Here is a 25,244-nt window from a genome sequence, read left to right as displayed (position 1 = left end):
CCGCAGCTGGTTTTTTTAGACTTACGCACTCCCAAGCCAACGGGCTAAGGTTTCTCTCAGTAAATCTTTACTTAAAGGCTTTGTCAGGTAGTCGTCCATTCCGGCGGCTAAGCAGCGCCCTTCAAACTGCTCTTCAGTAGTACTGGTCAGAGCAACAATTGGCAATCGATCGTCGGGCCGGTGTTCAGTTTCCCAGCGGCGCAACATCTCAATAATTTCCGCGCTGTGGTCAGTATTTTGCTGGCAATCTACCAACACCAGGTCATAGTGGCCTTCGGAGAGGCGAATAAGGGCCTCATCCCCATTGCCTGCAACATCCACCTGATAGCCTAAGGCCTGCAGCATTTCCTCTGTCACCCACTGGTGTGGACGGGACTCCTCTACCAATAACAGTGAATATTGACGTGGCTGATCAGCCCCCCAGTTACTACTCTGCGTGTAGTTTTTTAATTCCACCAAATATGCGCTCGACAATTACGTCATGTAACTCTTTGCGAGTCACTGGACGGCCGAGGTACTGAGCAGCAGGTACTGCGTGCTGTAGCTGGGCAAAGGAGGACTTCTGGCCAAACCCACCCAGGCAGATCACCGGACACTCCTTGCCTTCAGTGTGTGCCTTGTACATATACGGCGTTAACGAGTTAAAGAGCGTGTCATCTCCCATCGCCGGCACCAGGATTACCAGCTGATTGCGCTCCAAAGCCAGCTTAAGCAGCTTCTGTACCTCGCACTCGCAACCTTCACACCAACGCAGGGATTTCACATCCATACCAAACGAGCGTAATACCTGCACCAGCCCGGAAATAAACAGGCCCTTCTGGTGAATCAGCAATACTTCGCTATCCTGCAGACGGCGATCCGGGGTCAGGTAAGTGCGCTGGTTCGGCTCCATATCGAATTTGATTACCACTTGATAGCGATTGCCATCGGGAGTCGAGTGCAATTGCAGGTAGCCTCCCATCGCTTCTGCCAGCCCTTTGGCAATCGATAAACCCAGGCCGGTCGTAACCTGAGTGGTGTCCATTCGTGAGAAAGCACCGAACAATTCGCTTTCATCAGGGAGAATCTCACCACGCCCGTCATCCATCAGGGTAATATTCAACTGGCCTTCCACTGTCGTGATTGGCGTAAAGCTAACTTCCCCCCATAACTCACCGCGCTGGGCAATACCTGTTGCTGAATCTACCAAATTACGAATTAGCTGGGCCGTCTTGCGGTTATCCCCGGTAACCATTACTGGCAGATTGTCATCAATCTGGAAATTGAACTCCAAATCCTGGCCGTGGGCGGAGCGGGCGGCAAACTTAAAAGATTTCTCGATGGTTTTGACCAGATTAAAAGGTCCCTGGCGCAGGCGGATATCCTTTCGCGCCACTCGAGTGAATAACCCAACATTATCCACCAGCTTGAGCTGCTGACTATTGGCGGTTTTGGCAAGCTCAACCCACTCCCGCTGGCGGTCGCTGAGAGGCTCCGCTTCCAATAATGCCATTGCGCCAAGAGCATCTGATAGCTGGCTGCGAAACTCCTGACCGATATTAACGATAAACTCGTTAGTCAATTCCACCGCAGCTTCTGAGTGCTTGCGCGCGGCAGCCAGACTGCTGGCACGCTGCTGTAGCTCCTGCATGGCCGACAGTCGCTCCCAGTAATTTTCTGATTCGCGCCGCCCCTGGTGTGCAGTAAGCCAAATAAAAGCAAGGGTCAGGGTGCCGTAAATTGTGCCGAGGACCATTCCCGAGAACAGAGCCATCAGAGCCGCTGGCAGTAGAGAAGTGGCAGTAAACCAGGTGAGAAAACGATGATATGGAGAAAATACCGTAGTCACACTTGAGCAGAATATAACCGAGTAGATCCACAGAAAGTGCGTTTCAGGCGCAAAGCCCATCAGGTAGACAAAGTAAAACAGTGTCAAACCCCACCAAATGGAGCCGAGAATAGAGACGAAGAAATAATGGTTTCGCCAGCGGTTCGGTCCCGCGCTGTAAAGGGAGTCGAAGCGGAATACGTAGTAGCCCCTGATCAGGGTGAGTATCACCAAGCCCCCACCCAGGATCAGTAAAAGGCGCGGTGCTTCCAGGCGCATATCCCCGATTGTGGCGGCAATCAGGAAGGCACAGAGGGAGAGCAGCATACCGCGCCGGCTGTATTTAGCGATACGCATATCAGTGGCGCGACAAATACGTCGGTCTTTCTGAACCTTCAGTTCAGGGCGATCAAATAGTGGCATTGCGACCTTCCCTGGGAGATTGGGTATATAGTGACATAAAAGTCCCTACCCTATCCCAAGCACTTCAACCAGTACTGTTTTTATAATAAATCCAAGCAATCCGAGACCCAGTGCCAAAAACAGGATAAAGGTTCCGAACCTCCCCGCCTTGGAATCCTTAGCGAGGTTCCAGACGATAAACACCATAAACATGATAAGTGCGCCGATTCCCAACCACAGGGAATACTCTTCAAACTGCTCAAAAGTCATGCGGATCTTCACTTAAAAAATTGGCGCGCATTGTACAGTGCTTAGTGACTACTGATAAGGCTTGCCAGAATACGGTCAGCCAGCGCTCCCCCGGACATGACTAACTATTCACGCCCCTTGATAGTAGTCACCATCCTCCTGGGCGTGAGTGCCACAGCGCAAACGGCGCACCTCCTTCTCACGATAACGACTATCGTGCCAGCAACGAGGCAGCGGCTCACCAGACAGAAAGCACAGGTCAGTTTTGTCGAAAACCTCTGGATCCTGGATCTCCTCACCCCAGAGATAGCGGCCAACCACAGTTAACTCATAGGGATTTGAAAGCGTGACAACGTCAGCCACCTCAACCAAATGCTTGGTAGTTACATCTTTAAAAAGCATAGTGGCACCTATTTCCTCTTTCACACTTCAGTATAGGGCCTTTAGCGGCTATTCCGGCTAAATCTATATGCTTGTGGGCCGAAAATCTGGGATGAGGAGCAGAGCGCCCTACCCAAAAGGTATTCATTACAGAGGTATGCTGGGAAAGTCTTCCCGCTAAAAACCGACAGTGATCACTGGCGGCTTAAGCGGGAGCAGATAGGATTACCCTTCTATTGTCAGGCGAGCGGAGACCATACCTTGCTCAGCGAGCGCATCCAGATTGATAGTACGCACCGATAGCTTCTCTTTCATCAGCTGGTTGAGCCATGGCTGCAGATCCTGGTAACGCACCTCCTCAATCCAGAGGCGGATACGATTCTCCCCCTCCGGCTCAAAGCGCTTAATGGTAATCCGGTTGTTCTTTGCCGCAGTGGTCACCCTTTGCAAAAGAGTGCCCGACGCATTGCCAGCGGAACTATTAGGCTTGATCCGGGCAAGTACCGGACGCTGGGACTCCATCCATTGCACTAGCTCCTGGGCTTCTTCAGCGCGACTGCGAGACTCCTCAAAAAAGCCCTTGGCAGGACTGTAGAGGCCATAGACTATAAACAGGCCCCCAGCAAAAACAGCGAGAAGAGCGAGAGCGCGCTGGTCACTGGAAGACAGTGCCTGCCACTTCTGTTTCCACTGTTCAATTTGTTCTTTCATGCTTCAATAACTACCAATCTTATTCTGCACATCAATATGTCACTATCAGCGCACGCGCACCCGTCCGGATACACCTTTCTTCAGTTCATTGGCCCCGAGTAAGTCAGCTTTTAAGCCGTTACCAGACAACTTACTAACAAATGTATCAAGATCCGCCAGGTTAGAGGCCTGTAACTGCAACACCATTTCACCCCGCTGGCCATCAAAACGCAGGGATTGCAACTTGAGTTCCTTACCCCGTTGCTCTGTCCACACCTTACTCAGCTGTTGCATCTGTGTGGTAAAGGCGCCGCCTTGACTGCCCGCACTCTTAAGAAAACCATCCAACTGACGGCGCATTTGCGCAGAGGGTCGGGTATTGGGAAACAATTCAGTAAACATGGTGCGCGCCTGCTCTTCGGCCTTCCCAGCCTGCCACTGAAAATAAGCCCCTGCCCCCACAAAGAACAGCAGTTGGGCGGCAAAACAAAAAGTGGCAACTTTTGCTGGTTTCAGCCACCAGGCTCCTTCAACTTCTCCCCTGAAAGCTGGTAGTCGCCGCTCAATAAACTACTGAGCTTGCCAGCTTTAAAGCGCTCCAGAAAAACCTCTTCCGGGGCTCGCTGGTTGCGCTGTAGACGATCACCAAATAGCGTCTCCAGTTCGCCTACAATCAGGTTATCACTCTCTTGCGCTCCCAAGAGCAGCAGGCTTTTCTCCTCAGCTTCATCCTCTACTTGCTCAGATTCTTCTAAGGTTTCGCTTTCCCCCAGTAAGGAACTGAGCATCGGCTGCAGGTATTCACGGCGAATTGAAAGCCCCTGCCCACTGTCTTGCCAGATATGCGCCTGTTCTCCATCTAGCCATAGAGCAAGATCGCCCTCGAGCAGACCAAGTAGCTGATATTCAGCAACCGCAGCCACCAGCGGCCACTGCAAGCGCTCAACCTGGCTGTGCAGCGCTTCCATTTTATCTTTGGCTATGGCATAGACACTGCAGAGATCACCATTCTGTGGCGTACAGACAAAATGCAAATCTTCAACGTCCTCCGCCAGATGCTCTTCCACCATATAGCCAATGGCATTGGCCTGCCGTCGTGCAGCTTTGGGAATAGTTTCCACACCGCTCCACACCCAGTTGCCAGGTAATAACAACAAGGCCTTGGCCCCATCGGCAAAGCTCAAGGGAGCAGTTTCCTGAGAGAACTCTGAAGTTTCAAATTCAGGGGTAAAAGCCGCAATAAATTCATCATCTAATGCAGCAGGCTGCCAGGCACCCCCTGCCACTGATGGAGTGTGAGCTTTCTATCCGCATTTTCAGTGAGTCTCAGCATTACCAGCGATGGCTTTGGTGGATCCGCAGGCATGCCTATTTCATTCAGGCTTTTCTTTTTAAACATACGATCTTATTGACTACCTACTCTCGTTCTTCTGCCGTGCCGTCATAGTCGAGTAGCTCCTGCATCATTGCACCGGAAAATGTCCGGCGTTGGCGCTGCACTACTTTCACCGTTACTTCTCCGCCTTCCTCAAGCCGGAGCACAGTCTCCCAGTACTGGCGGTGGTCTTCGCCATCTCCCAATTGGACAGCGATACGCGCCAGAAAGTGCTGGCTATGGAATACAAACGAATCTGTCTTGGTGATATTGATTGAGGATAAGTCCCCAGAGTTACTAAAGACCTCTCCCGATTCACGAAGCTGTTCCAGTTTCGAAATACTTGCTGAAGGGTCAATCGCCTCTACCAGTTCTTGGGAGGCAAAATTGATATTGATCTTGGATCCGGTTTCCGGCAATGCACAGAGAAAAGGAGCAAGTTTTTGCCAATCCTCGGCTTCTATTCCCTGTACTGAAGACAATTCAGAAACATCACTGATCGAGGTATCCGGAGTACGGTGTGAGATATCCCTACCGAGATAGCCGTCATCCTCGGTTGCGGACGAGCGCGGTGTATCGTCGTCATCCACCCAATCGGCAATAATCACCGCCAACTCCGGTTTACCAGTGACATTACTCACCAATCTACGAAAAATATCAAACTGGTCATTAGCCGACCTATCAACAAGATTATTGACATTAAAACATGAATTTAAGTCTTTGATATTAATACGAATTTTTCCGTTATCGGGATTGAATTGCAACGCTGGAGAAGCCCAGACCTCCAGAGCGTGGTCCGCTGCTTCCTCGGCTTCCTTATCCTCTTCAAAGTCTTTCAGCAGTGCCACTCGGCTCCAGGCTTCGGCCCCCTCAACAAACTCGGCCAGCTGGGTATTGGCAAGCAATGCGCCACTGCGATTAATGGATATTTGATCTCGAACGATCGCATGAGAGACCAAGGCAATAGCAATCACCATCACCAACAAGACAGTAATAAGTGCAACACCTCGCTGGCCACCAAGGATCTTCACAGTCGCCTCTCTTCGCACATGATTAATCGCCCCCACCAGGTTGAGAACCAGGGGCTCTACGGTGGAGAAAGGAAAAACCCGGCGAATCTCACCGTACTGCCTGGTGAGTAAGACAAACTCAATGGCCTTAGGTAAGCGGGGGTCTGCGCCATTAGGTGGGTTATTGTCATTGGAAGCCGGGGGCCATTGCGAAACCCACGCTTCGCTCTCTGGGTCGAAATAGCGCAGGGTAAGGCTCTCAACCCCCATCATCAGGGGCTCAACAATAGGCTCGGAATCCGGCCCCCGATCCAGCACCTGCCAGCGGCTTCGCAGCAGTAGCGCGCCTGGATCTTCCTCCTCTGTAGTGCTGAAAGAATCGCGCTCGTCGGATTCCGGGTAGCCAATGCTGTACCCAAGGCGCTGCAGTTCCCCTCTGGGCTCAGCAGTCAGATTGGCCGCGCCCAGTCGGGTAAACTCGAATTCATCTTCATCCCCGCGCAGTGCTGGCTCATAGCCACTGTAGGCATTCTTGATCGGCCTTGCCGTCAGCTGGCGAAGATCATCTTCCAGGCGGTATAAAGCCATAGAAAAGCGGCGTAATTCCTCCGCACGCTGCTCAACTACATGGTCTGTACTTCTAAAAATATCCAGCAGGGAGAAGGAGCCGACGCTGATAATAGCTACCAATACCAGCACAACCATTACTTCGACCAGGGTGAAACCAGACTGCGCTTTTAGTTGGCGGATCATCATTGCAGCTACTCCTGTGCCGCCCAGGCATCCAGTGTCAGAGTCGGGTTCTCAGCATCGGGATAGCCCACTTCGATGGTGATATGGCGAAGGCGCTCTTCACTGGTTGCTTCAACTCTTGCGGTCACTTCCCATTCCCGCTCAGCAAAGGTCACCTCCTCCTTTTGCTCACCGACGGGTGGCCAGGGTGTTTGCAATCGCACTTGGGAAAGTATTTGTTGTGCCACCCAGTTGGCAGCGAGCCGCTCTTCCATAATGCGTTGCTGGCGCACACTGCGCTGCATGGCCTGCAACACACTGGCTGCGATTACCCCAAATATCACTAATGCAACCAGGACCTCCACCAAGGTAAATCCCCGCTGGGCAGAAAATCGTTGCGCACTAAAATTCATCAGCCTGCCATTCCAGCTGTAAACCGTAGAGGCTGTTGTAAGTAATTGTCGCGCCACGAGCGAAGTCACCCTCATCAACCAGGTACATCACCAGTTCCACAGGCAGGACCTCACCACTGGACAAGGCGACAAAATGTGGCTTCGCGCTTTCCTCATCCGAACTCTCCTCCTCGGCAAACTCGGTAGACTCTGTCGATGGAAGTTCTGCCCCGGCAATCACCTCAAGGCGTACATTGGGAGGGAGCTCGTGAAGCGCGAAGCGCTGGCTGCGCTTACCGGCAGCAGCATCCGGCGCCTGCCAGGTCATGGTGGCGGGATTAAAGCGCACCACAGTGTAGGATTCCGGTTCCAAAACCACGCCATAGTGGCTCTTATCGATCAAGGCGCGATCTGAGATCAACTGTAGCAAAGCGGAGAGACGCCTAACCTCACCTTCCCATACGCGCACGCCGGAGCTACCCAAAGACATAACCGCCATCCCGGCAAGAGAGGCGATGATCACAATCACCACCAGGATCTCCACCAGGGTAAAGCCCCGGTTACGCGTGAATTTCAGTTGATCTTTCCGGCTGTACATCAGTTGTCGCTTGAACCGGATTTACAGGTCAGCGGCAAAAATATCAGCGTACTCACCTTCACCACCCGGTTTGCCATCGGCACCCAGGGAGAACAGGTCGAAGGGACCAGAGCTGCCGGGGCTGATGTACTGGTATTCATTACCCCAAGGATCTTTCGGCGATTTCTTCAGGTAAGGCTCAGTCCAGTTCTTGGCCTCCGGGAAACCTGACGGACGGGAAACCAGTGCCTGCAAGCCCTGATCAGAGCTGGGATAAACGAAGTTATCCATACGGTACATATCAAGCGCTGTCTCGATTGCTCGCAGATCAACGCGAGCTGCTTTCATACGCGCCTCACCAGTCTTGCCGAGTACACTGGGCACGACCATGGCGCCAAGGACACCGAGGATTACGATCACTACCATGACCTCAATCAGAGTGAAGCCGCGATTTTTGCTTAGGTTTTGCATTTTTTCTCCAAGTTCAGCCGTAAGCTGGGAACCCCAAGGGCCACAATATCCTTCGTGACCCCACTCTAAAATATTGACTCACTTCAAGGAAGGCATCCCCCTTCACCCGAGTCAGCAGGTATCAGAGAAACCCTGACAGAATCAGGATTAACAGGAGACACTGCCCCTAAGGCTTCTCTTTGAGCCTTACATGGCCAGTTCGTTCATGCCCATAATCGGCATCATAATAGCCATCACGATAAATAGTACGATAGCGGCCATTACCAGCAACATCAGGGGCTCGAACAAACTCACAAAAGCGGTAACCGCACCCTGTAAATCCTGCTCCTGGGACTCTGCCGCCCTTTGCAGCATCTCATCGAGGGTACCGGAGGATTCACCACTGGCAATCATGTAAACCATCATTGGTGGGAAATACCCGATATCTTCCAGCGCTCTGTGCAGGCTACCACCCTCGCGCACAGATTTCTGCGCGCCTTCCAATCTATCTTTCAGAAAATCATTGCTCATTACTCCGCCGGCAATGCCCATGGCCTGTACCAGCGGTACGCTACTCCCCGTTAAGATGGCCAGGGTTCCCACGTAGCGAGCGCTCTGGGCACCACGTACCATCCACCCTATTACCGGTAAATCCAGTAAGCGATGGTGGAAACGGTAACGTATTGCCGGGCGCTTGAGCAGAAAGACTATGCCTATGATGATGGCGCCTAATACCGGGGGCACCAACCAGCCCCAGGCAGAGATGAAGTCACTCAGGGTAACCAGGATTCTGGTAGGTACTGGCAATTCCTGGCCGGTACCAGTAAATACCTCGATCACATCGGGTACCACATACACCATCAGGCCGGTCACCACCAAGACACAAATAAACACCAGCACCGCTGGGTAGATCAGTGCCAGCTGAACTTTTTGCCGAAACTGCTGCTGGCCTTCCGTGTAGTCACCGAGGCGCTCCAGAACTGCATCGAGATGGCCAGAGTGTTCACCAGCCTCTACCGTGGCGCGGTAGAGCTTTGGAAAAGCGCGTGGGAAGCTCGCCAGGGCGAGAGCAAAACTATGCCCCTCAAGGATCTTGCCTCGAACCGCCAGAACAACCCTGCGAATTTTTTGGTTACGAGTTTGATTGGCGATTGCCCCGAGCGTCTCCTCAAGGGGAATACCGGCACGCAGCAAAGTGGCAATCTGACGTGTTAGCAGCGCCAAATTTTTAATGCTGAGGCCTGGGCTACCAGACATAAGTCCACCGGCACTCTTTTCAGATTGCTCAGTAGCAGGAGCCACATCCAGGGGTACCATCCCCTTGGCACGCAATTGTTGGCGCGCGGAACGGGCACTATCCGCCTCAAGGGTTCCCTTGCTCTTCCGACCGGATGCCGCAAGGGCTGTATACTCAAAAGCTGCCACTTTCAGGACTCCTGGGTAACTCGCATCACTTCCTCAAGGGAAGTCCTACCCGCCAGAATCTTGGCGATACCATCATCACGGATGCTCGGCCCCAATTTACGCGCTTCGGCCACCAGTTTGCTTTCCGACGCACGATCGTGAATAAGCTGGCGCATCACCTCATTCAACGGTACCAGCTCATAGATGCCAATACGGCCGACATAACCGCTATGGTTACACTCCTCACAACCGTTGGGGCGATAAATAATGGTTTCCGCATTTGGGTCCACACCGAGCACTTGCCGCTCGTTTTCATCGGCCACATGGGGCTGCTTACACTCTGGGCAAAGTACCCGCACCAAGCGCTGCGCGAGCACACCAATCACGCTCGATGACAGCAAAAAGGGCTCGATTCCCATATCCACAAGTCGGGTCACTGCGCCAAGCGCGGTATTGGTATGCAGCGTGGATAATACCAAGTGGCCAGTCAAACTTGCCTGAATGGCGATTTGCATTGTTTCGAGGTCACGGATCTCACCCACCATCACCACATCGGGATCCTGGCGCAGAATTGCCCGCAAACCGCGAGCAAAAGTCATATCCGCCTTGGTATTCACCTGGGTTTGGCCCACACCTTCCAGGTTGTATTCCACTGGGTCTTCAACCGTAAGGATATTTTTCTCACGGCTGTTAATACTGCCAAGGCCAGCATATAAGGTTGTGGTTTTACCTGAGCCTGTAGGTCCGGTTACCAAAATAATGCCGTGGGGATGGGAAAGCAGTTCCGTCATTACACTGAGATCGCGCTGCGCCATTCCCAGCTTGCTCAGGTCCATCTTACCAGCCTGCTTATCCAGAAGACGCATAACCACACGCTCCCCCGCAGAAGAAGGCATGGTGGATACACGTACATCCACTTCGCGTCCAGCCATCAAAAGAGAAATACGGCCATCCTGGGGAACACGCTTTTCCGCGATATCCAGCTTGGCCATAACCTTAATCCGGGAGACCAGTAAAGGCGCTAGTGCACGGCGAGGCTGCAGTACCTCCCGCAGAACGCCATCAACCCTAAAGCGCACAACCAGCCGCTTCTCAAATGTCTCAATATGGATATCCGAGGCGCCCTGTTTAAGCGACTCGGCGAAAATTGCGTTGATCAGCTTAACGATAGGTGCATCGTCTTCCTGCTCCAACAGATCTTCAGTTTCCGGCAACGAATCTGCAACCGCGGCAAGATCCAAATCCTCACCAAGCCCCTCCACTTCCGAGAGGTTTCCTCCTTCACGGTTTTCATACAGTCGCTGTAGAGCAACCTGGAAAGCCTCTTCCTCGACGGCCTCCAGGCTCACCACAGCACCATTGATTCGCTGTACCTCGGCAACAGCCGAGGGATTCAACGGGGCCACATACTGGCATATAGGCTGGCCTTCCTGCTCCACTAACAGAACCCTGTGACGCTTGGCGAAAGCGTATGGAAGGCGGCGAATTATTGGAGTTCCTGTTCCTAGTTCAGCCGTCATTTAGATTCTTCGACCTCCAGCACCTCAACATCAACCTCACCTGGCACCCCCTCCAGGGCTTCCTCCAGGTTATCAACGGCATTGATAGAACCATCTACCGGGGCCGGGCTTTCGTTATAGGTTCCTGTTGGCGGCATTAAGTCAGGCAATGCATCTCCACGGTGCCAATCCCACAGCAGGCTTGTACGATCTTTGATATAGATCTGCTTCTGCTGCAGATCCATGTAACGTTTGCGGGTCTCCTCGTAACCTGCCACTTGCGTACTCAGGATCTTCGGCTTCAGGAACACCATCAAATTAGTTTTGAAGACTTCCTTTTTATTATTGCGGAACAGGCGGCCTATCCCTGGGATATCCCCTAACAGGGGTACCTTTTGCACAGAGTCTTTAACGGTATCTTCAATTAATCCACCCAGTACAAGTATTGCACCATCGTCGATGAGTACCTTGGTGCGTATTTCCCGCTTGCTAGTAATAATATCCGAAGCCCCGACAGCAGCATCAGCCGCGGCCGAAGCAAGGTTTTCAACTTTTTGCTCAATTTCCAGGGTTACAGAGTTGTTATTATTTACCCTTGGAGTCACTTTGAGTGTGGTACCAATATCCTCACGCTGAATGGTGGTAAAGGGATCATCATTACTACCCGACAACAGCTGTTCACCGGTGATAAAAGGCACATTTTGACCAACGAGGATCTCAGCCTCCTCATTATCCAAAGCCATAATTGTTGGAGTGGAGAGGATATTCGTGTTGCCTGCAGTGGCAAGAGCATTCACTGCGACACGAAGGTCGGTGCCACTCAGGTAACCTAAATGTAATGCATTCGCCCCAGTTAGACTTTCAAGAGGTAGTGAGAAAGGGTTGATATTTCCATCGGCATCTTTAGCCGGAAGGTTATTCCAGCCGGCAACAACATTATCATCCGCCCCAGCAATCCAGCTGATACCCAGCTCGTTATTGGTATTTTCATTAACCTCAACAATAATCGCTTCGATCAACACCTGAGCACGACGCACATCCAGACGAGCGATAACACCTTTCATGGTTTCCAGCAGTGCTGGAGGGGCAGTAAGAACCAAAGCATTGAGTGATTCATTGACTTGGATACTGACTTCAACATTCGCCGCCTGCTGATCTTTCTCAGTGTTCTGAATACTGCCACTCATACCTTCCAGGATTGGCTTGAGGTCTGCAGCATTAGAGTACTGGATATAAACCACCGCAGTATTGCCATCTCCATCCAGCGGCTGGTCAAGGCGAGCAATAACAGACCTGATCTGCTGGCGAGTTACCGGGTCACCGGTCAACAAAATACTATTGGAGCGTTCATCCACGGCAATACGCAACGGCTGTACTTCCTTACCAGCCCCTTTACCACCACCCGACTGCAAAAGATCGGTGAGAATCTGCTTGACCTCTTTTGCGGAGGCAAACATCAAGGGCACGACTTCAATATCAATTGCACCAGCACGGTCCAATTGATTAACCAACCTTACGATCTGGTCAATATTAGCTGCGCGATCCGCAATAATCAGGGTATTGGTATCAGCGTAAGCCGCTAGATGGCCAGTCTGAGGAATCAGGGGGCGCAGCATGGCAATCAATTGCGATGCGGAAATATTTTCCACCCGCACAGTACGGACTACCAGAGACTCAGCCGGCGCACGGGTGTTGGCATCAGCTACAGGAATCGCTTGCTGTTTTGCTAATGCATCAGGCACTACTTTCCAGGTTCCGCCCTGCTCTACAAGACTAAAACCATTTACCTGAAGCACCGACATAAAAACATCGAAGGCTTCTTCATGGGTCATGGGATCACCGGCAACAACGGTGACTTTTCCCTTGACATTGGGGTGAACAATAATATTTTTTCCGGTGAAATCCGCAGCCCAGTTAATCAGGTCACGAACATCCGCATTATCGAGAGAAAGGGTTACCCTCTCCGGGCCTTGAGCCAGCGTTGCAGTAGACACAAAAAAACCAAATCCGACCGCAATCAGCCGTCGATAAAACATCTTCATCATTATTTATCTGGCTCTAGTAAATGTTCAAAAAACTCAAAACAATCTAGGTTGACAGTTTTTATTGGGGCTGACGTTGCGCTCGCCGTTCGCGAGCAAGTTCACGCAGCTTTTCCATCCGCTCCCGAATACTCTGCTGATTTTCTCCACGCTGCGCAGTATTACTGCTTCGGCTACTCTTGCGAGCAAGGCTGGAGTAATTCTTAAGCGGAACATTCGGTCGACCATCCACTTCTGGATAGGTCAGTTTTTCCATCCTGCCATTACGACGAAGAACTACATGATCTACCTCAACAGAATAAAGTTCTGCGCCACTCGGCAGAGAATCCCCTACATACAAACGCTTCGCAGGTTTTCCTTTTTCGGCCACAAGTGCGCTAGCTTTTTTCTTGTCACTACTGTCTAAAACGCCAGATAAGACAATATTCAATTGGGTGATAGGGAGATTGGAAAGATCGACTTCAGGGACGTCTACTTTTTCCTTGGCATCGGCGAGGCCAAAGAAAGGGGTATTTGGTATCGAAGCGGCCTGGGGCGCACTCACTCTGGAGTTCTTGCGCTCAGCCAGCAGAGATTCTTCAGTTTCTGCAGGAATAAACAGGGAACCATAGGCGAACAGGTTGCCAGAGACCCAAAGCAGACCCACTGCGGATGCCGCCATGGTGCCGCGGGAAATCGCCTTTCGCGACTCACCCTGGCCAAAACCGGTGCCAACTGAGCCAAAGGCTCGCTTTAATGGGGACATGAACATACCCACATACAAGTTCAACTTTTTTGAGGTTATTGGTTTTTGACGCCTATTTTGTTGCCTAAGTCTTTGAAAGGCAACGCTCCTGCCCAGTTAAACGCTGCAAACCTTAAATTCGTCCCCGAAATTGCACACTAGTTCCGCCTCAAATAAAAAAGGCGGCTACCCGCCGCCTTTTCCAGTACTGGTCAGTATAGTAATCAAGGATTACAGCTTTGCTTCAAGCTCGGGAACAGCTTCAAACAAATCAGCGACCAGACCGTAATCGGCAACGGAGAAGATCGGGGCTTCTTCGTCTTTGTTGATCGCAACAATAACCTTGGAATCCTTCATACCTGCCAGGTGCTGGATAGCGCCGGAGATACCGACAGCAATGTACAAATCGGGAGCGACGATCTTACCGGTTTGACCAACCTGCATATCGTTGGGAACAAAACCGGCATCTACCGCAGCGCGAGAGGCACCAACGGCTGCACCAAGCTTGTCAGCCAGCTTGTACAACATCTCAAAGTTGTCACCATTCTGCATTCCGCGCCCACCAGAAATGACCACGCTAGCGGCAGTTAGTTCCGGACGATCGGATTTGGCGAGCTCTTCGCCGACAAAAGTTGAGACACCGGCATCATCACTAATATCAACTGACTCAACGGCCGCACTACCACCTTCTACTGCAACAGCATCAAAAGCAGTGGTGCGAACAGAGATCACTTTGATAGCATCTGAACTCTGAACGGTTGCAATAACATTCCCTGCGTAGATCGGACGCTTGAATGTGTCAGCACTCTCTACAGCGATAATGTCGGAGATTGGCTGAACATCCAGAAGTGCGGCAGCACGCGGCAGCATGTTCTTGCCAGTGGTGGTGGCGGGAGCCAGGATGTGGCTGTAATCCTTACCTAGATCAGCTACTAATTTGGCAACATTTTCAGCCAGTTGGTGCTCATAGGCGGAATTATCAGCCAGCAGCACTTTACTTACACCTTCTACCTTTGCTGCAGCTTCTGCTACGGCAGCACAACCAGCGCCGGCAACCAGCACTGCGATATCACCACCAATGGCTTTGGCTGCGGCTACAGTGTTCAGCGTAGCGCCCTTCAGCTCGGCGTTGTCATGTTCAGCAATAACCAGGATGCTCATCAGATTACCTTCGCCTCGTTTTTCAGTTTCTCTACCAGTTCCGCAACGTCGGCTACTTTAACGCCTGCCTGACGCTCAGCCGGCGGCTCAACATTCAGGGTTTTGGTGCGAGGAGTAATATCTACACCCAGCTCATCTGGAGTAGTAGTATCGAGGGGCTTCTTCTTGGCCTTCATGATATTCGGCAGAGAAGCGTAGCGCGGCTCATTCAAGCGCAAGTCGGTGGTAACGATCGCAGGCAAATTCAGTTCAACCGTCTGCAGCCCGCCATCAATCTCACGGGTAACCTTAACGGCATCACCCTGCACAGTCACTTCAGAAGCGAAGGTGCCCTGCCCCATTCCAGTCAATGCGCCCAGCATTTGCCCGGTTTGGTTATTGTCACCATCGATGGATTGCTTACCCAGGATGACCATTTGAGGCTCTTCCTTATCAACAATCGCCTTCAGGCACTTGGCCACGGCCAGAGGCTGCAGCTCGGCATCGGTTTCTACCAATATGCCGCGGTCAGCACCCAGGGCCAGCGCAGTACGAATTTGCTCTTGGCATTGCTTGGAGCCCATGGAAACGGCGACTATCTCGCTGACAACGCCTTTTTCCTTCAAGCGTACCGCCTCTTCAACTGCGATTTCGCAAAAGGGGTTGATAGACATTTTGACGTTGGCTGTATCAACGTCAGTGCCGTCCGCCTTAGGGCGAACCTTGACGTTGTAGTCAACAACGCGTTTCACAGCTACAAGAACTTTCATGGAAATCCCGTCTTAAATAAGCTTTTTAACAGCCGCGACTGACGATTCACATCGCGAACGGATACGGTGTTCTGGTCAAACAAGTGTTTGAACGGCGTGTATGGTGGCGGTTCTATACGGCAAAATCAATAGTCAAATAGAAGTCATCACTGCCATTCACAAAATCTATTTCCAACCATTGGGGTAGTCTATCCCCTATTCCTAACCTGTTGAAATACAGCGCATTTGCCATAGCAAATGAATAGTCATGCAATTGGTAGGGTTGATTAAACGCCTATATAATCAGCCACCAATATAAATGATAAGGCCGGAATGGCCGCAAAAAGTTGAATGCAACTGCTGAGGAGAGTGCCGTGGAACGCGAATCAATGGAATACGATGTAGTGATCGTGGGTGCCGGCCCCGCCGGATTGGCAGCGGCCTGCCGTATTCGCCAGCTCAATGAAGACATCTCAGTATGTGTCGTGGAGAAGGGTTCCGAGGTCGGTGCCCACATTCTTTCGGGCGCAGTTTTTGAACCTACTGCCCTGAATGAACTTTTCCCTGATTGGAAAGAGCGCGACGCCCCACTGAACACCGAAGTCAAGGGCGATGACATCTACGTCCTGCGCAGCGATGAAAACTCCATTAAAGTGCCCAATATGTTTGTGCCCAGCACCATGCACAACGAAGGCAACTACATCATCAGCCTTGGAAATCTATGCCGCTGGCTGGCGGAGCAAGCAGAAAATCTGGGAGTGGAAATCTTCCCTGGGTTCGCCGCATCTGAAGTGCTTTATAATGAAGACGGATCCGTAAAAGGCATTGCTACAGGTGATATGGGAATCGGCCTGAATGGGGAGCAGAAAGACTCCTACATGCCCGGCATGGAACTGCACGCAAAGTACACACTTTTTGCCGAAGGCTGCCGTGGCCACCTGGGCAAACAGTTGATTGAGCGCTTCAAACTGGATGCCGATACCGACCCACAACACTACGGCATAGGCATAAAGGAAATCTGGAAAGTACCTGCTGAAAAACACCAACAGGGCTTGGTAGTTCACACCGCAGGCTGGCCTCTGGATCAAAGCAACACCCACGGTGGCGGCTTCCTTTACCACCTCGAGGACAACCAGGTAGTGGTCGGCCTGATTACTGATCTGGCCTACAGTAACCCACATGTCAGCCCCTTTGATGAGTTCCAGCGCTACAAGCACCACCCGGTGATTAAGCAATACCTGGAAGGTGGCGAGCGCGTGGCCTATGGCGCCCGAGCTATTGTTAAAGGCGGCCTACAGTCTCAGCCAAAAATGACTTTTCCTGGCGGGCTTCTAATAGGAGATAACGCCGGCACCCTGAACTTTGCCAAGATCAAGGGAAATCACACTGCGATGAAGTCTGGCATGATTGCTGCAGAATCCGTAGTGGAAGCTATTGCCGCAGACCGCAACAGCGAGGAGCTGACCGATTATACCTCCAGGTATCGTGACAGCTGGGCCTGGAAAGAGCTACATATGCAGCGCAACTTCGGCCCTGCCCAACACAAGTGGGGCAACATCCTTGGCTCCGCTTATGCCTTTGTGGATATCAACCTGTTCAAAGGCAAGTTGCCCTGGACCTTGCGCGATACTAAGGCAGATCACGCACAGCTCAAACCCGCAGCAGACTGTGCAAAAATTGACTACCCCAAACCCGACGGTGTACTTAGTTTTGATAAGCTGTCCTCTGTATTTATTTCCAACACAAATCACGAGGAAGATCAGCCCTGCCATCTGATCCTGAAGGATGCGGAGATTCCGCTGAACCACAACCTGCCAATCTATGACGAACCGGCACAGCGCTACTGCCCCGCCGGCGTATACGAAGTTGTTGAGGATGCCAACGGCAAGCGATTCCAGATAAATGCACAGAACTGTGTTCACTGTAAGACCTGTGACATTAAAGACCCAACCCAGAATATTGTTTGGGTTACTCCGGAAGGTGGCGGCGGTCCCAACTACCCAAATATGTAAACCCATCGACTTAAATGGCGCCTTCCGGCGCCATTTTTATATCTACTTTTTCACTTGAACTCTCTGCAACGTGAAAAAGTAGAGAAAATTCCTGCGGGCGAAAAAGAGGCAGCAGAAATTATTGAGAGAGAAGATCAGAATTTATATTGAGCGTTTATGGCAAAGGTCTGGCCCGGCTTTTCTTCAAAGACAATAACGCCATCTCGCTCAATCTCAATTGATTCATCCAGAAGGTTTTGCATCTTGGCTTTTATCGTCACCTCCTCAGTAGGGTACCAGGAGTAAGTTAGGTCAAGCGAATGGAAAGGTTGCTCGTAAGAATCTGGATCCAAGTTACGGCCAGCCAGATGCAGGCGCTCTCCAAAAACGTTGTAACCCAGCGTCGCAGAGTGATTGCCATCAGGGCTGTCGAAACCCATCAACATATTCACAACGTATTCGGATGCTCCTGTCATTTCACGCACCGGATTCGTCGGAGCATCAGCCTCATCTCCAGCAACCAACTCGGTTTCCTGCAAGGTTACATTGCCCTGCACAAAGAAGCTCTCCATATTATCGCCAAGGAAACCAAGTTGCTTCATGCCTTCGATTTCAATACCGGTAATCTTTCCAGACTCGGCATTAATAATCTCGCGAGCCACATTGGTATCACTGGAGGCAGCCTCGAAAAACTCAATTGGGTCAACCACATCCTTATAAAAAGCAGAAACTGTCAAACTGTCCCCGCTGTCAAAGAACCACTCAGCACGTAAATCATAATTGTTGATTTCTGAAGGCCTGACATCGGGGTTCCCTTTCACCTGCTCATCGGTAATAGGGTCAATATAGAACGCATCGGTAATTTCACGAAGATCAGGGCGCACGGCTGTTTTTGAAACCCCCAAACGAAGCTGGAACGTCTCCGCCCAAAATGACCCCATATAAGTCAGGGAGAAAGATGGGTAAATGTCATCTTCAGCATAAACAGCCTCCAGCAACTCATCCGGGTCAGCTGTTACTTGCGGGTCATCTATCGTGTAGCCATATGGGTTCCACTCAAGTGCCACCTGGCTGTAATCCTCCCAGCGCGCCCCTGCCGAAATTCGCCAAGCTTCATTGAACGTCCAATCGAATTTACCAAACACTGCATCTGTTGCCGTTGCAGCTAAATAGCTTTGCTTGTTGCTCCCCGCCAAGTCAAAAACAAAGTCATTATCGCCGCTGATAATATTATCATCACTAAATACTTCATCTAGGGGGCTGCCCAACACATCCTCATCGTTCACACTGAAAATATCCAAGCGTAGCTCAGTTTGCCTGTATGAGCGTCCCTTCTCTATCCTGGCAAAACCACCGCTTAACTCCAGGCTGGAAGTGGAAAATTCCAAAGGTAAGGTGGCCGACCAACCATAATTTTTAACGTCATCCTCAAGCTCTGTGAAGCGGAACCCCGCGCTTCGCGAGCCTGTACTGACCTTCGAACTCAACACTTCGCCTGTCGCAGGATCAGTAACCGTATCGGAAATAACATCCACCTGATTAGGAATATCCGTGGTCGCTGTCGCGTCCGAATAGAACCAGTCGAAAACCACCTCTTCCGGAACCCAGTTGAAAAAATCAAAAGGAAGGATAGCTTTGGTCTCAGGCCCCAAGGAGTGGCTACCCTTGACCTGATTCAGGGCCAACTCCCTCTCTTCATATTTCAACAAATACTCACGATAGCCAGAACCATCTGATACCTGACGATTTTCATTAAAGTAATCGGTGATAGAAGTTTCATCATCAGTGTTACGTAGAAAGAGGCTTGTATTTTCGATTACATGCTCATCCGCAAAGCGCAAACCTAAATTTAAGTTTCCGCTGATATCCACTGAGTATGTAGACTTGCTACGGTTGTTTAATTGCTCATTGGGAGCCCCGAAATTGCGCAGAGTTCTCTCAGACTCTCTCCACTCGCTTTTATATGAGGCACCAGCCAGAAGCCCCAACTCCCATTTATCACCGAGATAAAAACGATTACCTACACTCGCTTTCACATCACCATCAGGATCGCTGGACTCCTCTTCGATGGCAATATCACGATTAAGGTTTAGGGCCAGCTCACGATTTAGCCCCCGGGCTGCAGCATCAGCTTCCTGCTCACTGGAATACTGCTTTCCCTCCTCAATCAGAATTTTTCTAATATCAGAAATTCCCAAACCACCCCTGAAGCGCTTTAACGCAACAGAGATTTCGCCCGGTAGCGCCCTGGTTCCGTCATCGGTTCCGAAGTGATCATTACCCCCTCCCCGATAGCTCAGAACTTCACCGCTGGTTTCTGAGTTGGCTCCTGTCCCCAATTCAATTGAATACGTAAGATCATCTGGAATTCCCTTTGTCCGAATATCCACATTTCCACCGCCAAAACTCGCGGCCTGGTCAGCAGAGTAACTTTTCTGTACAGCCAGCGAATCCACGATAGAGGTGGGAAATAGATCGAGGGGAATCACATTTCTCGTCAAGTCCGGTGAGGGTACCGTAGCGCCATTCAGCGTGGTACTGGAGTAACGCTCTCCCAATCCCCGCACATAAACAAATTTATCGCTCACTAGCGATAGTCCCGACACCCTGCGTAACGCCGCAGCCACCGTTGAGTCCCCTACCCGACCAATCATCTCAGCACCGAGGATGTCGGTGACCACCTCCTCTTCCAGGCGCTCACTAACCAGAGATTCCGCCGAGCCCCTTAAACGCCCCTGGACCATTACTTCTTCAAGACTTTGTATCGAACCAGTCTCTTTTTCCACAAGATCTGCATCCTGGGCAATTACACCAGGAGCAATAGCAGTGGCCGCGGCAATAGCCATTACCAGCGGCACCCTCTGAAAATTTTCATATTTAGCCATCACATAGGCCTCTTATCATTCCCATTATTGGGTGTCTAAACCAAGCAGGGCGCCGACTCCATCAGCGAAGGCGGCGCCCTGCAAGATCAGGAGAGCTTCCCTAACCACATCTTTGGCTAATTATTCAAACCAGAGAGGCTGTGCACGGCTGCCTTGATGTAAGCCATAAGTCCAGCCTTGAGTCCAATCAGTACCGTTGATATCAAGTGCACCCAAATAAGCACGCTCAAACGCGGTGACAGCGGGTTCCGCGTCGTTGATTCGCTGCTGGTCGGCGCCCACGGTATAGATTGCTGGAGTGCCGTCTAGCAGAATAAAGTTAGTATCAATGCCGATAGTTGGGCTCAACGCTCCTGAAATTGGAGCAAACTGATTGCCGCTATCTACAGCCCACGCCTCCAGATCAAAGGTATCTTCATCTGTCTTGGTGCGATCCTCACAAGCAAAGATGTTGGAGGTCAGGGCTACTTCCGTACCAGAGGTTGCTTCATTGCGCGTTTGAACACTCTCCATACGCAGACAGTAATTGCTACCATCATCTGACGTTTCATCAGCTTTAAAAGAAGCAACAATTATGGAATTCGTAATCATTGGATAGATACCCTCACGCAGACGCCAACCTGCACCCGGATCATGAGTACCTTCTTTTTGAGCAGAAACGATACAAGTCAGACCATCAATCATTGGGCGGCTGTTCAGACCCTGATCAATCAGAGCGGTATAATCAATCGTATCTTTGTAAGAACCGATTCCATCTGCCTCAATACAGTGGTTCCCATCATTTTCACTCTGTACAACCAAGGCATTGGTAATCCTTCCACGATAACCTTCATCAATATCGATTGAATCATCTCGCACATAGAGAGCAACATAATTGCTAACGTCTACTGCACCACCAAAGAACTCAATTCCATCATCAAAAGTGGAATAAGTTTGCAGGTTATTTATCACTGTGCCGCTGCCAACTGCATCAAAAGAGATGCCATTTAATTCATCACCACTAGCAACCAGGGCACCCGTGTGCTTTACAACAACATAGGAAAGCTCGCCAGAGTTATCTCCATTGTTGTCTCCACCGTAGTATGAGGTGTTATCGTCAGTGGAACCTTCAGCGGCAACATGACACTCGCCATCCAAGGTGAGATCTCCACCGGCAATTGAGCCTGAGTATTTGCACTTATTGGTTACACCAAAACCGTTGATAACCATTCCACCCCACTGGGATACGGCGTCTGCAGTTACAGTGCCGCGCACATCGGTTTCAGAGGTAAATGTAATTGGTGCGGATTCAGTACCACGGGCAAAAACCTGTGAACCACGATTTACAACCATAAAGGCTGAGTTATCCTTAAAGGCAACGGTTGCCCCGGCTTGTATTTCCAATTTGACGCCATCACCGCCCTGGGTAATATCGGCAGCCTGTAAGTCGGCATCACTGGAGTAGTTTTCACCAACAAAGAGACTACCGTCAAAAATGTGCGCGCCATCATCTGAAAGCGCAGGAAGATACAAGTCCTCGGTTAAAGGATTAGACGCGGAAACAAAGTCGGCTCCATATCGACAGTTACCGCTTTCAAAAGAGCCTTGTACCCCCGTACTTTCGATCATTGCGCAGGGATTTTCAGAAGATCCGCCACCAGAATTATCGACAGAGTTGTCTACTGAATTATCAACAGTCTTAGGCTCAACACTCACTCCACCACCGTCACAACCCGCCAGTAAAGCTGTAATGGCGGCAGCCAGAATGATCTGATTTTGTATGCGTTTCATATCTCCCCCACAGGAATGTAATCCTTGAAAAACAGTCAATCAGTACGAAAAGCTATTGGATAGCCCTACTAAGCCAAACAACACACTGTTGACTGCCTAAATTTCTGTTTAATTTATTCGCTTAAGCGGTTAGGACGCGGGGGAGTGTAGAAATGCCGTGTTGCGAACTTGTTAACTTTTTATATATTTTCAGTAATTTTTGCAATAAAACACCCAGCTTTACACTTTTTGGAATGTTTTATTGCTTTCAAATTTCATTCAGCTTTCAAGTAAATGAATAAAATATGGATATTTAATAAATCCGTATCAATTAAGTAATACGTACAACATTCAGTACATATAGAAAACCAGCAAGGAGAGAAAACAGGAAAAGCAAAAGCCTCCGGCTTAATATAAGACTAAGTAATAAGGCAAAGAAAAGAAGCTTAGAGCCAGCAGAACGCTGGCCCTAAAATGGCAGTTTTTCAAAAATCAATTATAAGAACCGAGCAGAAAATCCTTGCCGGCACTACGCACAAAAAGTTTCCCGGTATCACTGGGGCCATTATTAGCTTCTTGAGCCCAATCGACCAGCTGGTAGAACACATCACGGGAAACCCTGGCTTGAAGGCCACCACGAACCTCCAGGTAAGGAATTAGTTGCTGGGGGGCGCCAAACTCCTTTAGGTGCCAATTGCGGTCTTCGTCTAGTGCGATCACATCACCCACATTGGTTGTGAAAAGTAAGGTCTGAGCATCACTATTCGGATTACGTGCCACCTGTGTCGCCACAAAAGGTACATCTTCCACCAGTATGCGCAGCTTCTCCACTGGAGTCACCAGGAAATATTCATCCCCTTCCCGCTTGAGGATGCTCGCAAACAGCTTAACCAGTGTGTGCCGCTTTATTTCTGTCCCTTCATGAATCCAGCGACCATCATGCTTGATGACCATATCCATGTCGCCACAGAGGTCGGGGTTCCACTTTTCAACCGGAGGATATCCGTGGAACTCCCTCTGTAGTTTTTGCAGCTGCTCGAAAAGTGGCTCAGCCAAAGGACGGCCCCGCAGCTTGACCAGTGGTATGACTGCTTGCCGGTGGCTTGCGGGAGGAAATATCTCCGATATGGACCCCCACGTCCATGATGAACTCCATCAGGCCCTCTCGGTCCTCAATCACGTCAGCAAACGACTTGGAGTGATAAAGCTCTACTGCACCCTGAACCAGGGCCCAATAGGTTGAATAGTAATAGTAGGCAGGCACCTTCTTCAGCATGCCCTGCTCCATCCTTCGTTCAAACACCCGGTTCAGGGCAGAAGCATTGGAGTTGCGAATGGCATGTAGCTCAGAAATCATCTCCGGAGCTAAATTGAGGGTGATTATTTTCTCTTCCAACCGCTGGAAGAGCCTGTCCTTGCCCGGATCAGCCATACGGGACTCAAAATAGGCTCTGGCTGGAGCTGTGATATCGCCTTTTTCTTCAGCATTCTCAACAGCTACCTTCAGGCGTTCAGCGAGGGACCTCTCGTAGTCCATCAGCAAACGCATGTAAATCTCTGTCTTTGAAATGAAGTGCTTGTAGATGGTGCCCTTACCAATATCTACCCGCTCGGCGATCTGCTCGACCGTGACCTTTTCTTCACCGTGCTCCAGCAGAAGCTCCAGAGCCGCATCCAGGATGCGCTGCTCTCTCGCGCGAAACCTCTGAACCTTCTCTTTTGCCTTATCCATACTTCCGACCTTCTCTGCCCGTAATAATGGGGACTGAAATTGACTATTCATTCATGAATGATAGGCAATTCAACTCGGTTGGAAAAGTGAATCGAGAAATTAGACACTCAAATATTAAAAATTTTAGCCTGTTTTGCTCAATTTTTGTGCTATTAGTGCAAGATACAGAGTGTGGAGGGGAACGTCACCCGAAAAAGTTGGCGCCAGTTATCGAAGACATAGAATTCTCAGAGTAGGAGCTTACGGGAATAAAAAACATTGGAGCTATCAAAAATTTTGGCAGGTAGTCCATTACCCACCCGCAAGCAGGTGCTTTCCCAAAACAGCGCTTTAAGCACCTGCCCCCTAAACCGACTTCATCTTAAGCTCCAGTAAGGGAGCTACGACATCGTTGTCCTGAGTACGAATCCAAAGCATCTCTTCCTCACTATAAAGCTCCGCCACAATAGCGTTTGCCAACTCACAGTCATGGGATATGAGGTGCTGAGCCAGCCATTCGGCGGCAAATGTGCGCTTCTTGCCAAGAGTCCCTTGGGCGCGCTTATATAGATTCTTTATCGCTTTGCGGCTGTACTCTAAAGTGGAAACTCCCGGGGTGGCTTCTACCATCTTGCGGTGCAGCTTTTTCGTCTTTTGCTCAATAATATAGGGCAGTACCTGCCCCGAAATATAATCGTGTGCAACAGAGCCCTTACATGTACATTCAAAAGATTTTCTTTCTTGAAAGATCTTTTTAAGACCATTGAGGTGGTTGTGAGTTTTGTATGCTGACCTGGCGGCCAAGCCAGCGTAACCGACAGAGAGCGCCGTCCCGGCAACGATTAAGCCTACGCCCGTAGCCGAAGTGGCTACAGCAGCCCCGGTTGCAAGGCCTGTAAGTGTTGCACCCGTAGCGGTTTGTGCACCCCAGGTGCCATAGTAAGCTGCGGACCCTACCACTCCAGCCACCGCCTTTGCAGTACGATGTCTGCTAACTACCTTGCCAAAGTTTTGCGGTGGACGAATATCAATATCGTGATGTGGCATCTGGCAACATTCCTTTCCCGTTATTGCATTTTTATCGGTAATTAATCGGCCGGGGTTACGCCTCAAGACATCTCTCCCAGGCACTATATGGCGCGTTATATCACATCAATAAGCACACAATCGACAAATTGAAAAAATCAAGAGCATATTTTTTCAAATTTAATGGGTTATATGATTTGGCCATACACAACTGCGATTCGGTATTGGAGTGACCAGTCGATCGAATTCGTTCAAAATG

23 protein-coding genes are annotated in these 25,244 nt (G+C 50.5%); 1 reads left to right on the top strand and 22 read right to left on the bottom strand.

Annotated features, from left to right (window positions below; genetic code table 11):
• Window positions 1-21: 21 nt before the first annotated feature.
• From P3339_RS10975 to P3339_RS10895, 17 genes are all read right to left on the bottom strand, one after another.
• Window positions 22-456, bottom strand: a complete 435-nt coding sequence (locus P3339_RS10975; protein WP_282953405.1) for a response regulator — start codon at window positions 454-456, stop codon at window positions 22-24.
• Entirely contained in the window at window positions 428-2,230 is a 1,803-nt protein-coding gene (locus P3339_RS10970) for a sensor histidine kinase (protein ID WP_282953404.1), read from the bottom strand. Before P3339_RS10970 ends, P3339_RS10975 begins: the two co-directional genes overlap by 29 nt.
• A 45-nt stretch (window positions 2,231-2,275) precedes the next feature.
• Window positions 2,276-2,479 (bottom strand): DUF2788 domain-containing protein, encoded by a 204-nt coding sequence (locus tag P3339_RS10965; protein ID WP_020412887.1) that lies wholly within the window; start codon window positions 2,477-2,479, stop codon window positions 2,276-2,278.
• A gap of 108 nt (window positions 2,480-2,587) precedes the next feature.
• Window positions 2,588-2,860 (bottom strand): hypothetical protein, encoded by a 273-nt coding sequence (locus tag P3339_RS10960; protein WP_020412888.1) that lies wholly within the window; start codon window positions 2,858-2,860, stop codon window positions 2,588-2,590.
• A gap of 204 nt (window positions 2,861-3,064) precedes the next feature.
• Window positions 3,065-3,550: a type II secretion system protein M gene (locus tag P3339_RS10955; RefSeq protein WP_020412889.1), complete on the bottom strand. Its 486-nt coding sequence runs from the start codon at window positions 3,548-3,550 to the stop codon at window positions 3,065-3,067.
• Window positions 3,551-3,595: 45 nt separating this feature from the next.
• The gene (locus tag P3339_RS10950; RefSeq protein WP_282953580.1) at window positions 3,596-4,000 is read right to left on the bottom strand and encodes a GspL/Epsl periplasmic domain-containing protein; all 405 of its coding nucleotides are present in this window, start codon (window positions 3,998-4,000) and stop codon (window positions 3,596-3,598) included.
• A 41-nt stretch (window positions 4,001-4,041) separates the two neighbouring features.
• On the bottom strand, window positions 4,042-4,815 hold the full coding sequence (gspL, locus tag P3339_RS10945; protein ID WP_282953403.1) for a type II secretion system protein GspL: 774 nt from the start codon (window positions 4,813-4,815) through the stop codon (window positions 4,042-4,044).
• Window positions 4,816-4,945: 130 nt separating this feature from the next.
• The gene (gene gspK, locus P3339_RS10940) at window positions 4,946-6,670 is read right to left on the bottom strand and encodes a type II secretion system minor pseudopilin GspK (protein ID WP_282953402.1); all 1,725 of its coding nucleotides are present in this window, start codon (window positions 6,668-6,670) and stop codon (window positions 4,946-4,948) included.
• A gap of 5 nt (window positions 6,671-6,675) precedes the next feature.
• Entirely contained in the window at window positions 6,676-7,059 is a 384-nt protein-coding gene (gene gspI, locus P3339_RS10935; protein ID WP_020412893.1) for a type II secretion system minor pseudopilin GspI, read from the bottom strand.
• On the bottom strand, window positions 7,049-7,636 hold the full coding sequence (gene gspH, locus P3339_RS10930; RefSeq protein WP_282953401.1) for a type II secretion system minor pseudopilin GspH: 588 nt from the start codon (window positions 7,634-7,636) through the stop codon (window positions 7,049-7,051). The genes gspI and gspH overlap by 11 nt, the downstream gene beginning before the upstream one ends.
• A gap of 21 nt (window positions 7,637-7,657) precedes the next feature.
• On the bottom strand, window positions 7,658-8,086 hold the full coding sequence (gene gspG, locus P3339_RS10925) for a type II secretion system major pseudopilin GspG (protein ID WP_020412895.1): 429 nt from the start codon (window positions 8,084-8,086) through the stop codon (window positions 7,658-7,660).
• A 186-nt stretch (window positions 8,087-8,272) separates the two neighbouring features.
• Window positions 8,273-9,490, bottom strand: a complete 1,218-nt coding sequence (gspF, locus tag P3339_RS10920; RefSeq protein ID WP_020412896.1) for a type II secretion system inner membrane protein GspF — start codon at window positions 9,488-9,490, stop codon at window positions 8,273-8,275.
• A 2-nt stretch (window positions 9,491-9,492) separates the two neighbouring features.
• Window positions 9,493-10,989, bottom strand: a complete 1,497-nt coding sequence (gene gspE / locus P3339_RS10915) for a type II secretion system ATPase GspE (RefSeq protein ID WP_020412897.1) — start codon at window positions 10,987-10,989, stop codon at window positions 9,493-9,495.
• Complete coding sequence (gene gspD / locus P3339_RS10910; RefSeq protein ID WP_020412898.1) at window positions 10,986-13,013, bottom strand: type II secretion system secretin GspD; 2,028 nt, start codon at window positions 13,011-13,013, stop codon at window positions 10,986-10,988. Before gspD ends, gspE begins: the two co-directional genes overlap by 4 nt.
• Before the next feature lie 58 nt (window positions 13,014-13,071).
• The gene (locus P3339_RS10905; protein ID WP_282953400.1) at window positions 13,072-13,755 is read right to left on the bottom strand and encodes a type II secretion system protein N; all 684 of its coding nucleotides are present in this window, start codon (window positions 13,753-13,755) and stop codon (window positions 13,072-13,074) included.
• Between the two features lie 210 nt (window positions 13,756-13,965).
• Window positions 13,966-14,895: an electron transfer flavoprotein subunit alpha/FixB family protein gene (locus P3339_RS10900; RefSeq protein ID WP_282953399.1), complete on the bottom strand. Its 930-nt coding sequence runs from the start codon at window positions 14,893-14,895 to the stop codon at window positions 13,966-13,968.
• Window positions 14,895-15,644 (bottom strand): electron transfer flavoprotein subunit beta/FixA family protein, encoded by a 750-nt coding sequence (locus tag P3339_RS10895; protein WP_282953398.1) that lies wholly within the window; start codon window positions 15,642-15,644, stop codon window positions 14,895-14,897. Before P3339_RS10895 ends, P3339_RS10900 begins: the two co-directional genes overlap by 1 nt.
• Before the next feature lie 353 nt (window positions 15,645-15,997).
• On the opposite strand from P3339_RS10895, the gene P3339_RS10890 reads away from it, so the two are divergent.
• On the top strand, window positions 15,998-17,635 hold the full coding sequence (locus P3339_RS10890; RefSeq protein ID WP_020412902.1) for an electron transfer flavoprotein-ubiquinone oxidoreductase: 1,638 nt from the start codon (window positions 15,998-16,000) through the stop codon (window positions 17,633-17,635).
• 134 nt (window positions 17,636-17,769) lie between these two features.
• On the opposite strand, the gene P3339_RS10885 is transcribed toward P3339_RS10890, so the two are convergent.
• The 5 genes from P3339_RS10885 to P3339_RS10865 all read right to left on the bottom strand — a co-directional run bounded on the left by P3339_RS10885 (window position 17,770) and on the right by P3339_RS10865 (window position 25,072).
• On the bottom strand, window positions 17,770-20,499 hold the full coding sequence (locus P3339_RS10885) for a TonB-dependent receptor domain-containing protein (RefSeq protein WP_282953397.1): 2,730 nt from the start codon (window positions 20,497-20,499) through the stop codon (window positions 17,770-17,772).
• Between the two features lie 120 nt (window positions 20,500-20,619).
• Complete coding sequence (locus tag P3339_RS10880) at window positions 20,620-22,269, bottom strand: beta-helix domain-containing protein (protein ID WP_282953396.1); 1,650 nt, start codon at window positions 22,267-22,269, stop codon at window positions 20,620-20,622.
• Between the two features lie 471 nt (window positions 22,270-22,740).
• Window positions 22,741-23,304 carry a DUF1285 domain-containing protein gene (locus P3339_RS10875; RefSeq protein ID WP_282953395.1) on the bottom strand — a complete coding sequence of 188 codons (564 nt, stop codon included), beginning with the start codon at window positions 23,302-23,304 and terminating at the stop codon, window positions 22,741-22,743.
• On the bottom strand, window positions 23,297-23,980 hold the full coding sequence (locus P3339_RS10870; RefSeq protein ID WP_020412906.1) for a TetR/AcrR family transcriptional regulator: 684 nt from the start codon (window positions 23,978-23,980) through the stop codon (window positions 23,297-23,299). Before P3339_RS10870 ends, P3339_RS10875 begins: the two co-directional genes overlap by 8 nt.
• Before the next feature lie 345 nt (window positions 23,981-24,325).
• Window positions 24,326-25,072, bottom strand: a complete 747-nt coding sequence (locus P3339_RS10865) for a hypothetical protein (protein ID WP_282953394.1) — start codon at window positions 25,070-25,072, stop codon at window positions 24,326-24,328.
• Window positions 25,073-25,244: the final 172 nt, after the last annotated feature.

Origin of the sequence: Microbulbifer sp. MLAF003 (assembly GCF_030012965.1) — a bacterium.
GTDB classification, from domain to species: Bacteria; Pseudomonadota; Gammaproteobacteria; order Pseudomonadales; family Cellvibrionaceae; genus Microbulbifer; species Microbulbifer variabilis.
This window is presented reverse-complemented; position numbering and strand designations above follow the sequence as displayed.